The sequence below is a fragment of the Bradyrhizobium sp. CCBAU 21365 genome, from assembly GCF_015291305.1.
GTDB classification, from domain to species: domain Bacteria; phylum Pseudomonadota; class Alphaproteobacteria; order Rhizobiales; family Xanthobacteraceae; genus Bradyrhizobium; species Bradyrhizobium elkanii.
In genome coordinates, this window is the sequence record NZ_CP030036.1 from 6,684,260 (window position 1) to 6,696,736 (window position 12,477).

At 65.4% G+C, this 12,477-nt stretch carries 12 protein-coding genes; 1 reads left to right on the forward strand and 11 read right to left on the reverse strand.

All coding sequences use genetic code 11. The features are described from left to right. Positions 1-260 precede the first annotated feature (260 nt). Positions 261-1,190: a tRNA (adenosine(37)-N6)-dimethylallyltransferase MiaA gene (gene miaA, locus XI02_RS31565; RefSeq protein WP_172649120.1), complete on the reverse strand. Its 930-nt coding sequence runs from the start codon at positions 1,188-1,190 to the stop codon at positions 261-263. On the opposite strand from miaA, the gene serB reads away from it, so the two are divergent. Then, the gene (serB, locus tag XI02_RS31570) at positions 1,189-2,094 is read left to right on the forward strand and encodes a phosphoserine phosphatase SerB (protein WP_172647460.1); all 906 of its coding nucleotides are present in this window, start codon (positions 1,189-1,191) and stop codon (positions 2,092-2,094) included. The genes miaA and serB overlap by 2 nt on opposite strands. Before the next feature lie 291 nt (positions 2,095-2,385). On the opposite strand, the gene XI02_RS31575 is transcribed toward serB, so the two are convergent. The 10 genes from XI02_RS31575 to XI02_RS31620 all read right to left on the reverse strand — a co-directional run bounded on the left by XI02_RS31575 (position 2,386) and on the right by XI02_RS31620 (position 12,474). Further along, positions 2,386-3,420, reverse strand: coding sequence for an IS110 family transposase (locus XI02_RS31575; protein WP_026192254.1), 1,035 nt, complete (start codon positions 3,418-3,420; stop codon positions 2,386-2,388). A gap of 173 nt (positions 3,421-3,593) precedes the next feature. Then, complete coding sequence (locus XI02_RS31580; protein WP_172647458.1) at positions 3,594-5,090, reverse strand: Do family serine endopeptidase; 1,497 nt, start codon at positions 5,088-5,090, stop codon at positions 3,594-3,596. Between the two features lie 263 nt (positions 5,091-5,353). Next, positions 5,354-5,554, reverse strand: a complete 201-nt coding sequence (locus XI02_RS31585; protein WP_016841063.1) for a DUF2065 domain-containing protein — start codon at positions 5,552-5,554, stop codon at positions 5,354-5,356. Between the two features lie 94 nt (positions 5,555-5,648). Beyond that, entirely contained in the window at positions 5,649-6,548 is a 900-nt protein-coding gene (gene hflC, locus XI02_RS31590; protein ID WP_016841064.1) for a protease modulator HflC, read from the reverse strand. After that, positions 6,545-7,684: an FtsH protease activity modulator HflK gene (hflK, locus tag XI02_RS31595; protein ID WP_172647457.1), complete on the reverse strand. Its 1,140-nt coding sequence runs from the start codon at positions 7,682-7,684 to the stop codon at positions 6,545-6,547. The genes hflC and hflK overlap by 4 nt, the downstream gene beginning before the upstream one ends. 144 nt (positions 7,685-7,828) lie before the next feature. Beyond that, positions 7,829-8,341 carry a dihydrofolate reductase gene (locus XI02_RS31600; RefSeq protein WP_069277958.1) on the reverse strand — a complete coding sequence of 171 codons (513 nt, stop codon included), beginning with the start codon at positions 8,339-8,341 and terminating at the stop codon, positions 7,829-7,831. Next, on the reverse strand, positions 8,341-8,826 hold the full coding sequence (locus XI02_RS31605; RefSeq protein ID WP_172647456.1) for a GNAT family N-acetyltransferase: 486 nt from the start codon (positions 8,824-8,826) through the stop codon (positions 8,341-8,343). Before XI02_RS31605 ends, XI02_RS31600 begins: the two co-directional genes overlap by 1 nt. Then, positions 8,826-9,620 carry a thymidylate synthase gene (locus XI02_RS31610; protein ID WP_016841068.1) on the reverse strand — a complete coding sequence of 265 codons (795 nt, stop codon included), beginning with the start codon at positions 9,618-9,620 and terminating at the stop codon, positions 8,826-8,828. The genes XI02_RS31605 and XI02_RS31610 overlap by 1 nt, the downstream gene beginning before the upstream one ends. Positions 9,621-9,794: 174 nt before the next feature. After that, positions 9,795-10,775 (reverse strand): tripartite tricarboxylate transporter substrate binding protein BugD, encoded by a 981-nt coding sequence (locus XI02_RS31615; protein ID WP_016841069.1) that lies wholly within the window; start codon positions 10,773-10,775, stop codon positions 9,795-9,797. A 184-nt stretch (positions 10,776-10,959) separates the two neighbouring features. After that, positions 10,960-12,474: a tripartite tricarboxylate transporter permease gene (locus XI02_RS31620; RefSeq protein WP_018272999.1), complete on the reverse strand. Its 1,515-nt coding sequence runs from the start codon at positions 12,472-12,474 to the stop codon at positions 10,960-10,962. Positions 12,475-12,477: the final 3 nt, after the last annotated feature.

Genomic DNA, 12,477 nt, shown 5'->3' on the forward strand with positions numbered 1-12,477 from the left:
CACGAGACGACCCAGTCTTCCCAAAGGTTGCGCGAACATAGCGGCCAAAGCCTGAATGTCAAGGCAAGGCAAGCACTTTCGCGATTTCCGTACTGTACCGAGGTTCCGCTCGTTCGGCGAGTGTTTTTGCGCAGGCGAACGCGCATGGCTGACGGGCGTGCGGGAAGCCTGCCTGGTAGCCCGGATGGAGCGCAGCGCAATCCGGGACAGCCTCCGCGCGGAGGGGCCGGTCCCCCGGATTGCGCTGCGCTCCATCCGGGCTACGGGGTTTGCTCTCGCAGCCATTTGCCGGCCGAATCCGGCTCGACCCAGGCGAATTCAGGGAGCTGATGGCGAAACCAGGTGAACTGGCGCTTCGCATAATGGCGGGTGTCGGCCCGGCCGATCTCGGCGGCCTCTTTCCGGCCGATCTCGCCCTTGAGGTGCCGGATCAGCGCCGGCACCCCATGGGCCTTCATCGCCGGCAGCAGCGGATCGAGCCCGCGGGCCGCCAGCGCCGCGACCTCGTCGAGCGCGCCGGCATCGAGCATGGAGCCGAACCGCGCGTCGATCCGTGCATAGAGCGTCTCGCGCTCCGGCGCGAGGAACAGCGCATGAAAATCGCCCGGCGGCAGCAGTGGCGGCAGGCCCTCGCGATGCCAGTCCGGCAGCGGGCGGCCGGTGGCCTCGACCACCTCGAGCGCCCGCGCGATGCGCGCACGATCGCGCGGCTTCAGCCGTTCGGCCGACACCGGATCGCGCTCGGCAAGCTCGGCATGCAGTGCCTCGACGCCGTGCTGCTCAAGCCGTGCGCGCACGCCGTCGCGCACATCAGCCGAGATCGGCGGCACCGCCGACAAGCCGCGCGTCAGCGCCTTGAAATAGAGGCCCGAGCCGCCGATGAAGATCGGCAGCCGTCCTTGCGCACGCACCTCGCCGAGCACCTTCGCGGCATCGGCCACCCAGGCGCCGGCGGAGAAATTCACGCCGGCGTCGACATGGCCGTAGAGCCGGTGCGGAACCAGCGCCTCTTCGCCTGCGGTCGGCCGCGCCGTGATGATCCGGAGGTCACGATAGACCTGCATGGAGTCGGTGTTGATCACGACCCCGCCGGTCCGCTGCGCGAGTTCGAGCGCCAGCGCCGACTTGCCGCTGGCGGTCGGCCCTGCGATAAGCACTGCCTTGTTCAACAATCCCGAATGCGCCTGCATGTCCCTCGTTGCCACGCTGATCTGCAATCCTGCAAGCCCCGCGCTCGACTCCACCATCATCGACGGTGCGCGGGCCGTGCTGCCCTCACCCGGCCCGGCGCAGTGGCTGTTCAACGAAGTCGCCGTCGACATTCCGTTCGAAAGCGAGGACAGCAGCAGGGACGCTATCAAGACAATCGAGGACCGCCTTCGCCAGGCCCGCGGCGACCTGCCGATCGACATTGTCGTGCAGGCTCGGATCGCCCGGCGCAAGAAGCTTTTTTTGGCCGACATGGATTCCACCATGATCGGCCAGGAGTGCATCGACGAGCTCGCCGACTTCGCGGGGCTCAAGGCCCATGTCGCTGCGATCACGGAGCGCGCGATGCGCGGCGAGATCGAGTTCGAGTCCGCGCTGCGCGAGCGCGTGGCGCTGCTCAAGGGCCTGCCGGTCAGCGTGGTCGACGAGGTGCTCGACAAGCGCATCACGCTGACGCCGGGCGGGCGCGAACTGGTCATGACCATGCGCGCGCACGGCGCCTATACCTGCCTGATCTCGGGCGGCTTCACCTTGTTCACCAAGGTGGTCGCGGCGAAGGTCGGCTTTCAGGAGAACCGTGCCAACCAGTTGCAGGTCGCGGGCGGCAAGCTGACCGGCGAAGTGGTCGAGCCGATCCTCGGCCGCGCCACCAAGCTCGCCACCCTGATCGAGCTCACCGAATCCTTCGATCTCGACGACATCGACACGCTGGTGGTGGGCGACGGCGCCAACGATCTCGGCATGATCCAGGCTGCGGGCCTCGGCGTTGCCTATCACGCCAAGCCGGCGGTCGCGGCCGCAGCCGCAGTCCGGATCGACCACGGCGATCTCACCGCGCTGCTGTATGCGCAGGGTTATCGGCGGGATGAGTTCGTCGAGAATTGATCCTCGGCGTCGTCCCGGCGAAAGCCGGGACCCATATGTGGACGGCCCCCGTGGCACAAGAGCTTTTTGGTGAGATCGGATCGCTTGCATCCATATGTCCGGCCTGTTGAGTGCGATCGGGTCGATCGCTGGCCAAGATGGGTTGCGCGATGCGAGTTCCAAACAACCAGGCGACCTGTTGACGGCCGATGGGTCCCACGGATTGTCTCGCATCGTTGCTCGATCGATCGCTCCATCTGCTCCTGCAGCTCCGGGTCGACCGGCGAGCGAGCCCGCCGGCCGGCCAATCTGTTAGGTGGCCGGAATGGGATTCATCCGTGCCACATCGTAGCTCTCACCTGTTGCCATCAGCTTCCAGGCGATGCGGGCCACCTTGTTGGCGAGCGCCACGGCCGCAAGCTTCGGCGGCTTGCGCTGGATCAGTGCCAGCAGCCAGCGCGAGTGATGACCGCGTCCCCGCCTGGCCTGCTGGATCACCGCCGTGGCCCCGATCACCAGCAGCCGTCGCAAGTCCTCGTCGCCCGCCCGCGTAATCTTGCCGAGCCTGGTCTTGCCGCCGGTGGAATGGTCTTGAGGTGTGAGGCCGAGCCAAGCCGCAAAGTGCCGGCCGGAACGGAAGGCAAGCGGATCCGGCGTCTTCATCACCAGCATCGTCGCAATGATTGGACCGATCGAGGGGATCTGCGCCAGACGCCGACCCGTGGCATCGGATCGGTGCCAGGCCATCAGCTTGGCTTCGATCTCCCCAAGCTCGCCCTCGAGCCTGGCGTACTCGCGGCCCAGCACGACAAACAACTCGCGCGCCAGGGCGGGAAGCGTCTCGTCCTGCGCAATCCGCGCCAGCAGCGGCTCGACCTTGTCGACCCCTTTGGCTGCGATCAGGCCGAACTCCGCCGCATGGCCACGGATCGTATTGCCAAGCTGGGTGCGCCGGGCGATCAATCCATCGCGGATACCCGTCAGCATCAGCGCGGCCTGTTGCTCGGCCGTCTTGACCGGCACAAAGCGCATGCTCGGCCGGCCCATCGCTTCACACAGCCCTTCCGCATCCCGCCCGTCGTTCTTGTTCCGCATCACGTAGGGCTTCACCAGTTGCGGGGCCATCAGCTTCACCTCATGGCCGAGCTTGCCAAGCTCTCGCGCCCAATGCTGCGAGCCTCCGCAGGCCTCCATCCCGATCACCGTCGGCGGCAACTTGGCGAAGAAATCCAGCACCTGCTTCCGCGACAGCTTCTTGCGCAACACAACCTGCTCGGCCGCATCAACCCCATGCAGCACAAAAATATGCTTCGACGTATCCATACCGATGCGGATAATCTCTCTCACGGACGGCTCCCTTGTCTGAGATTTGCAACAACCTCATTCTGGCACAACTGATGCCGTAGGGGGCCGTCCACCCCATCAACCACCGATGCCGGTTACCTAGAAAAGCCGTTGCCCACTTCCTCAACAAGAGAGGCCGCGGCGTATGGGTCCCGGCTTTCGCCGGGACGACACGCCTACTGCACGCCGAGCGCGACGAAGCGCAGTTCGCCATCGCCATTGGAGACCAGCAGCAGCACCGACTTCTTGCCGTCCTTCTTGAGCTGATCGACGCGCTTCTTGATGTCGGCGGCGCTCGATACCGCCTCCTGCGCCACCTCGACGATGACATCGCCCGCCGACAGCCGCTTCTCGGCGGCATCGGAGTTGCCGTCGACGCCGGTGACGACGACGCCCTTCACGCTGTCCTTGATCTTGTACTTGGTGCGCAGGTCCTTGCTCAGCGCCGCGAGATCGAGACCGAGCGCCTTCTGGGTCACCGGCTTCTCGGCGCTGTCGTCCTTCGACTTGGCGTTGACCTGCTGAACCTTCTCGTTGTCCTCGAGCCGGCCGAGCGTGACCTTGCGGGTCTCCTCATTGCCCTTGCGGATGACGACGACGTCGACTTCCTTGCCGACCGCCGTGTCGGCAACGATGCGCGACAGATCCTTGGGGTCCTTGACGTCCTTGCCGTCGAACTTGACGACGACGTCGCCGGGCTCGATGCCCGCCGGCTTGGCCGGCCCCTTGTCGTCGACACCGGCAACCAGCGCGCCGCGCGCCGGCTTGATGTTGAGGCTGTCGGCGATCTCGTCGGTGACCTGCTGGATGCGCACGCCGAGCCAGCCGCGGCGCAGCTCGCCGAATTTCTGCAACTGGTCGACGACGCCGGCCACGGTCTTCGACGGCACGGCGAAGCCGAGGCCGATCGAACCGCCGGTCGGCGAGATGATCAGCGTGTTGACGCCGATCACCTCCCCATCGAGGTTGAACAGCGGACCACCGGAATTGCCGCGGTTGATGGCGGCGTCGGTCTGGATGTAGCTGTCGTACGGGCCCTGGCTGATGTCGCGGTTCTTGGCCGAGACGATGCCCGCGGTCACCGTGCCGCCGAGGCTGAACGGGTTGCCGATAGCGACCACCCAGTCGCCGAGCCGGATCTTGTCGCTGTCACCGAACTTGACCGCGGTGAGCGGCTTCGGCGGCTTGAATTTCAGGACCGCAAGGTCGGTCTTCTTGTCGACGCCGACCAGCTCGGCCTTGATCTTGGTGCCGTCGTTGAGGATGACGTTGATCTCGTCGGCGTCGGCGATGACGTGGTTGTTGGTGACGACGATGCCCGCGGTGTCGACGATGAAGCCCGAGCCGAGCGAGTTGGTCTTGCGCGGCTGGAACTCGCCGCCCTTGTCGCCGCCCTTGCCAGGCGGCCCGCGGCGGTTCTTGAAGAAGTCGTCAAAGAATTCCTCGAACGGCGAGCCCGGCGGCAGCTGCGGCATCGTCCGGTCCTTGGCCTCGATGGTCTGCGACGTCGAGATGTTGACGACGGCGTCGATCACCTTCTCGGCGATGTCCGCGATGCCTTCAGGACCGCGTGCGAACGCCGGCACGGAGCTCAGCATGCTCGCAGCACCGATCGAGATCGCGGCTCCCATCATGCGGAAGCGGCGGCTCAGGGCTGGTCTGGCAGCGGTCATGTCGGAGTTTCTCCAGGCAAACGGGTTCAAATGAGCTGGTTACAGAGTGCGCCCGAACGGGCATACGGCGCAAGCATCTCAGCCCGGCATTTCGGCGAAAAACCGGCTGCGAGAGGCTCACGATATGTTCAGTCTTGCTTGTCGTTCCGGGGCAGCCCGACAGGGCTGAACCTCAGGAGCGCAATTGCGCCCTGGGAATCTCGAGGTTCCCCGATGCGCCACCGCGCATTGGCGGTCATGTTTCGCATGCTCCGGAACGGCGACTATCTTCGCACCGCCCAGATCAGCACAAGCCCGGCGACCGCCGAGCCGATACCGACGATGCGCAGGATGTTGTCGGGCGTCGCCAGCGCGCTCTTCATCGCCCGGCGCATCCAGGCCGGGCTTGCCGCGAACAGGATGCCTTCGAGCACGAACAGGATTCCCAACCCGATGAGGAAGTCGCCGAACGCTATGGACTTCATCGGATGGCAGCCTCCCGCTCGATACTTGTTGTTTTTGGTCGGCGGCGAAGCGTCATCCGCATCGCCGCCAAGTCCTGATGTTCAGGTCGTGACGTTACTGTTTCGGCGCGGCGGCCGCCTCAGGCAACTTGCCACTTGCACCGCCGAAGTATCTGAAGAATTCCGAGTCCGGCCGCAGCAGGAAACGCGTGTCGCTGGAACGCAGGCCGTTCTCATAGGCCGTCATCGAGCGATAGAACGCGAAGAAGTCCTTGTCCTTGCCATAGGCTTCGGCGAACAGGCGGTTGCGCTCGGCATCGCCCGCACCGCGGGTCTGGTCCGCGGCCGAGTTGGCCTCGGCGACGATCACGGTCGCTTCGCGGTCGGCCTTGGAGCGGATCTCCTGCGCCTTCTGGTCGCCCTGGGCACGGAACTCGGCCGCCTCGCGCTCGCGTTCGGTCTTCATCCGGTTGTAGACGGCCTGGCTGTTCTGCTCCGGCAGGTCGGCGCGGCGGATTCGGACGTCGACGACCTCGATGCCGTATCCGTCCGCTTCCCTGTCGAGCTGCTCGCGAATCCGCTGCATCAGCTTCTCGCGATCGTCACGCACCACGGTGATGAAGTTGACCTCGCCGAGCACGCGGCGCAGCGCCGCGTTCAGCAGCGTGGTCAGCTGCAGATTGGCGGCCTGGATCGAGCCGACGCTGGTGTAGTAGCGCAACGCATTCTTGATGCGATAGCGCGCGAAGGCGTCGACCACGAGCCGCTTCTGATCGGAGGCGATCACCTCCTGCGACGGGTTTTCCAGATCGAGGATGCGCTTGTCGACGTTGATCACCGAATTCCACGGCGCCTTGAAGTGCAGGCCGGGCTCGGTGACGATGTCGACCGGCTCGCCGAACCGCAAGACGATGGTCTGCTCGGTCTGCTGCACGGTGAACACCGAGCTATAGCCGACGGCGAGCACAATGAAGAGGATGATCAGGGACACAATGCCGGTGACGGGAGACCTCATCGGGTGGCTCCCTGCTGCTGGCCGGTCGTTGCCGGTGCCGCCGGACGCCGCGGCGTCAGTTCGCCGAGCGGAAGGTAGGGCACGATGTTCTGGCCCGGGCCGCCGTCGTAAACCAGCTTCTCGGAGCCGCCGAGCACTTTTTCCATGGTCTCCAGATAGATGCGCTCGCGCGTCACGTCGGGTGCCTTCTTGTACTCTTCATAGACCTTGAGGAAGCGCGCGCTTTGGCCCTTGGCCTCGGCGACCGCCTGCTCCTTGTAACCCTCGGCGGCCTGCTGAATCTGCGCGGCACGCCCGCGTGCTCCGGGCACGATGCTGTTCGCGTAGGTCTGCGCCTCGTTCTGCTTGCGCTCCAGGTCGGCGCGCGCCGCCTGCACGTCGCGGAATGCGTCGATCACCTGCGCCGGCGGATCGACCTTCTGCATCTGGACCTGCGTGATCTGGATGCCCGCGTTGTAGGTATCGAGCGTCTTCTGCATCAGCTCCTGGACGTTCAGCTCGGTGACGTTGCGCGCCCCGGTCAGGATCGGCTGGATCTGCGAGCGGCCGATCACCTCACGCATCGCGCTTTCGGCAACCGCCTTCACGGTGCCTTCGGGATTCTGGATGTTGAACAGATAGGCGCCGGCCCCGCCCGGCTTGATGCGCCACAGCACGGTGAAGTCGACGTCGACGATGTTCTCGTCGCCGGTCAGCATCAGGCTCTCTTCCGGCACGTCGCGCATGGTGCGGCCGCGGCGAGCGGGGTCGTCGATCAGGGTCATGCCGATCGAGATCGTGTTGACGCGCAGCGCCTTCGGCAGCAGCACTGTCTCAATCGGATATGGCAGGTGATAGCGCAGGCCCGGCTGCGCATCGCGGACATATTTGCCGAAGCGCAGCACGACGCCGAGCTCTTCGGACTGCACGCGGAAGATGCCGGTCGCGAACCAGATCGCCAGCGCGGCGACCAGCACCAGCGCGACGCCCATGCCGCTGAAATGCCCGCCGGGCAGCCACTGCTGCAGGCGGTCCTGGCCGCGCCGCAGCAGATCCTCAAGATCCGGCGGCCTTGGCCCGGCTGACTGCGGACCGGTGCCCCATGGCCCTTTCGGACCCGAGCCCCAGGGCCCCCCGCCTTGATTTTTCCACGGCATCAAACATCTCCTCGGCAAGTCCGGGCGGGACGCCCGGGCTCGAATGTCCGGCCCGGTTATAGGGGACCGCTAGGGCCCTTACAACGCAAGCTTCCTGGCCGGACGAGCTATGCGCCGGGGCATAATTGTCAATGCAAACATTGGTTAACCCCGGCCGCGCCGACGATATGTCACATAGGAGAAGTCGACGCTGTCGTCCGGCCCTGCCGGATTTCGCACGCGCGCCACCTCTTCCCACGCCTTCGCATCGATTTTGTCGAACCATGTATCGCCGTCCGGCCGGGCGTGAACCTCGGTGATCTCAAGCCGGTCGGCGATGCCCATCCACTGCGCATAGATTTCCGCGCCGCCGATGATTGCAATTTCAGTGGCGAAACGCCGCAGCGCGTCACCAAGCGCAATGGCGCGGGCGTTTTCAAACGACGTCGTGACGATGGCGCCGCGCGCACGGTAGTTGGCATCGCGCGTCACCACGATGTTGGTGCGTCCCGGCAGCGGCCTGGGCAGGGATTCGAAGGTCTTGCGTCCCATCACGACGGGCTTGCCCAGCGTGATCGCCTTGAGGCGGCGCAGATCGGATTTCAGCCGCCACGGAATGGCGTTGTCCTTCCCGATCACGCCGTTCTCGGCGACCGCAACGACGAGCACGATCTCCATCAGCGCGCCCCTTCCGCGAGCGTCGACAGCGCCTCGCCGGAGACGCGGCAAATCGTCCATTCGTCCATCAGCTCGGCGCCGAGCGACTTGTAGAACGCGATCGACGGCGCGTTCCAGTCGAGCACCGCCCATTGCAGGCGCGACCAGCCATTGGCGAGGCATTGCTTCGCCAGATGCACCAGCAGCGCCTTGCCGATGCCCTTGCCGCGCAGCGCCGGACGCACGAAGAGGTCTTCGAGATAGATGCCGTGACGGCCGGCGAAGGTCGAGAAGTTGACGAACCAGACCGCGAAGCCGGCAGGCTCGCCCTTCCATTCCGCGATGTCGCAATAAAGCCGCGGATTGGCGCCGAACAGCGCGTCGGCGATATCGGCCTCGCTGGCGTGAACCTCATGCAGAAGCTTTTCGTATTCGGCGAGTTCGCGGACCAGCGAGAACACCAGTCCGGCCTCATCGGGCCGCGCGCGGCGGATCAAGAGCGACATCAGACCGCGACTTCGGCCTTGATGTGCGGATGCGGGTCGTAACCTTCGAGTTTGAAGTCCTCGTAGCGGAACGCGAAGATATCATTCACGTCCGGATTGATCGCCATCGTCGGCAACGGCCGCGTCGGCCGCGTCAGTTGCAGGCGCGCCTGCTCGAGATGGTTCGAGTAGAGGTGCGCGTCGCCGAGCGAGTGCACGAAATCGCCGGGCTTGAGCCCGGTCACCTGCGCGACCATCATGGTGAGCAGCGCATAGGAGGCGATGTTGAAGGGCACGCCGAGGAAGACGTCGCCCGAGCGCTGATAGAGCTGACAGGACAATTTGCCGTTCGCGACATAGAACTGGAACAGGCAGTGGCACGGCGGCAGCGCCATCTTGTCGACCTCGGCCGGATTCCAGGCGCTGACGATCAGCCGCCGCGAGTCCGGGTTGCGCTTGATCATCTCGACCACGCCAGCGATCTGGTCGATGCTGCGGCCATCCGGCGCGGGCCACGACCGCCATTGCGAGCCGTACACCGGACCGAGGTCGCCGTTGGCGTCGGCCCATTCGTCCCAGATCGTGACGCCGTTGTCGTTGAGATATTTGATGTTGGTGTCGCCGGCGAGGAACCAGAGCAGCTCGTGCACGATCGCCTTCAGCGGCAGCCGCTTGGTGGTCAGCATCGGGAAGCCGGCCGCGAGGTTGAAGCGCATCTGATGGCCGAAGATCGACAGCGTCCCGGTGCCGGTGCGGTCGTGCTTCTCGGCGCCGTCGGCGAGGATGCGTTCGAGCAGGTCGTGATACTGGTTCATGGCGTCTGTTTCGGGCTTTCGAGAGAACGGCCAATGTAGCGGCCGAGGCCGCCGGTCGGCACGCTGATTCGGCTGAACGCGCCGATTATACCCTGAAAAGTGAGCACTCCGCGCCAAACGACAAGGGGCGGAACTCGCGTTCCGCCCCTGTCCTATCCACTTGATCGTGCTGGATTAAGTTGCCGGCTTGAGCACCGGCGTCCACTTCGCGATCTCGTTCTTGATGAGGGTCGCGAGCGCCTCCGGCGTGCGGTTGGCCGGCGCCGGGATCACGCTGCCGAGCTCGAGCAGGCGCCTGCGGACGTTCTCGTCGTCGAGCGCCTTGATGGCCGCGGCATTCAGCGTGGCGATGATGGCGGGCGAAGTTCCCTTCGGCGCGAAAATCGCGTTCCAGGCCTGGGCCTGGAATGCCGGCAAGCCGGCTTCCGTCGTGGTCGGCACATTGGGCAGCGACGGGTTGCGCTCCGGGGTCGCGACCGCATAGGCCTTGATGGTGCCGGCGTTGATCTGCGGCACCGCATTGACGATCTGGTCGCACATGTAATCGACCTGGCCGGCGACCAGCGCATTCATGGCCGGGCCGGTGCCGTTGAAGGGCACGCCGACCGGCTTGATGCCGAGGATCGAGTTCAGGAGTTCGCAGGAGGCGTGCGAGACCGAGCCGATGCCGGCATGCGCGGCGTTGACCTTCTCGGCATTGGCCTTCACGTAGGTGACGAATTCCTTGAGATCCTTCGGCGGAAAGTCCTTGCGGGCAAGGATCAGGATCGGCGTGCCGGCGAGCAGCGCGACGGGCTCGAAATCCTTTTCCGGGTGATAGGCCAGCTTCGGATAGAGCGGCACGGAGGCGGCGTGCGTGCCCATATGCCCTGTGATCAGCGTATAGCCGTCATTGGCGGCGCGTGCGGCGCGCGTCGTCGCGGTGGTGCCGCCGGCGCCGACCACGTTCTCGATCACGATGCTCTGTCCCAGCGTCTGCGCCATGTGCGCGGTGACGATGCGCGAGATGACGTCGGTCGGGCCGCCGGCTGCGAACGGCACGATCATGGTGATGGTGCGGGTCGGATAATTTTGCGCGGACGCCGGCACGGCGAATGCGCCGAGCGCTACGATGGCCGAAAGGCATGCGCCCGCAAGCGAGCGAATGGACATCATCTCAATTCCTCCCGGAACGTTTGACCAATAAAAATGCCGGCCAAATCGGCCGGCATTTTCATTTCACGGGGCGACATCGAGTGTCGATTCGACTTCCGCCTGCGGCGCGCCGACGCAGGGCCGGCGCACCCTGTTTGCGCATGATCTATCCGGAAAACCGCTCCACACCTTTCCGGATCATGCGCTAGCCCTCGGACTCCACGAACACTTCGTCGCGCTTGGCACGCAAGGTCGGCAGCACGGCAAGCACCAGCAGACCGGCCGCGATCGCCAGCAGCACCGCCGACAGCGGCCGCGACACGAACACGCTCCAGTCGCCGCGCGAGATCAACAGCGCGCGACGCAGGTTCTCCTCCATCAGCGGGCCCAGCACCATGCCGAGCAGCAGCGGTGCCGGCTCGAAATCATGCTTGATCAGCCAATAACCGACGAGGCCGAACACGCCGGCGAGCACGACGTCGACCGGCGCGTTGTTCACCGAGTAGATGCCTATCGCGCAGAACACCACGATCGAGGGGAACATCAGCCGGTACGGCACGCGCAGCAGACGAACCCAGATGCCCACCAGCGGCAGGTTGATGATGATCAGCATCAGATTGCCGATCCACATCGAGGCGATCATGCCCCAGACCAGATCGGGCTGCTTCTGCATCACCTGCGGACCCGGCACGATGCCGTGGATGGTCATCGCGCCGACCATCAGCGCCATCACCGCGTTCGGCGGGATGCCGAGCGTGAGCAGCGGGATGAACGAGGTCTGCGCCGCGGCGTTGTTGGCGCTTTCCGGCGCCGCCACGCCCTCGATCGCGCCGCGGCCGAACCGCTTCGGGTCCTTCGCCAGCTTCTTCTCCAGCGTATAGGCCGCGAACGACGCGATCACCGCGCCGCCGCCCGGCAGGATGCCGAGGATCGAGCCGAGCACGGTGCCGCGCAGGATCGCCGGCGTGGAATCCGCGATGTCCTTCCTGGTCGGCATCAGGCCGGTGATCTTCTGCTGCACCAAATTGCGGTTCATCTCGGCGCCGTGGTCGAGGTTGCGAATGATCTCCGCGAAGCCGAACACGCCCATCGCCACGGTGGCAAAGCCGAGGCCGTCGGCGAGCTCAGGGATGTTGAAGGCCATGCGCGAGGCGCCGGTTTCAATGTCGGAGCCGACCATCGACAGCAACAGGCCGAACACGATCATCGCGATCGCCTTCAGCACCGAGCCCTTGGCGAGCACCACCGCGAAGATCAGGCCGAGCACCATCAGCGAGAAATATTCGGCCGGGCCGAACGCCAGCGCGAGCTTGGTCAGCGGCGCGCCGAGCACGGCGATCAGCACGGTCGCGACGCAGCCGGCGAAGAACGAGCCGATCGCGGCGATCGCCAGCGCCGGGCCGGCGCGGCCCTGCTTGGCCATCTGGTGGCCGTCAAGCGCGGTGACCACGGAGGTCGCCTCGCCCGGAATATTGACCAGGATCGAGGTGGTCGAGCCGCCATATTGCGCACCGTAATAGATGCCGGCGAGCATGATCAGCGCCCCGACCGGCGGCAGGCCGAAGGTGATCGGCAGCAGCATGGCCACGGTGGCGATGGTGCCGATGCCCGGCAGCACGCCGACCAGCGTGCCGACCAGCGCGCCGATCAGGCACATCAGAAGGTTGATCGGCGAGAATGCGACCGCGAAACCGTGGGCGAGATTGGCGAACAGTTCCATCAC

Coding starts and splice junctions, on each gene's coding strand:
- serB (WP_172647460.1), top strand. CDS start 1,189: ATGTCCCTCGTTGCCACGCTGATCTGCAATCCTGCAAGCCCCGCGCTC.
- XI02_RS31615 (WP_016841069.1), bottom strand. CDS start 10,775: ATGATGTCCATTCGCTCGCTTGCGGGCGCATGCCTTTCGGCCATCGTA.
- XI02_RS31620 (WP_018272999.1), bottom strand. CDS start 12,474: ATGGAACTGTTCGCCAATCTCGCCCACGGTTTCGCGGTCGCATTCTCG.
- hflC (WP_016841064.1), bottom strand. CDS start 6,548: ATGAGGTCTCCCGTCACCGGCATTGTGTCCCTGATCATCCTCTTCATT.
- XI02_RS31610 (WP_016841068.1), bottom strand. CDS start 9,620: ATGAACCAGTATCACGACCTGCTCGAACGCATCCTCGCCGACGGCGCC.
- hflK (WP_172647457.1), bottom strand. CDS start 7,684: ATGCCGTGGAAAAATCAAGGCGGGGGGCCCTGGGGCTCGGGTCCGAAA.
- XI02_RS31585 (WP_016841063.1), bottom strand. CDS start 5,554: ATGAAGTCCATAGCGTTCGGCGACTTCCTCATCGGGTTGGGAATCCTG.
- miaA (WP_172649120.1), bottom strand. CDS start 1,190: ATGCAGGCGCATTCGGGATTGTTGAACAAGGCAGTGCTTATCGCAGGG.
- XI02_RS31580 (WP_172647458.1), bottom strand. CDS start 5,090: ATGACCGCTGCCAGACCAGCCCTGAGCCGCCGCTTCCGCATGATGGGA.
- XI02_RS31605 (WP_172647456.1), bottom strand. CDS start 8,826: ATGTCGCTCTTGATCCGCCGCGCGCGGCCCGATGAGGCCGGACTGGTG.
- XI02_RS31600 (WP_069277958.1), bottom strand. CDS start 8,341: ATGGAGATCGTGCTCGTCGTTGCGGTCGCCGAGAACGGCGTGATCGGG.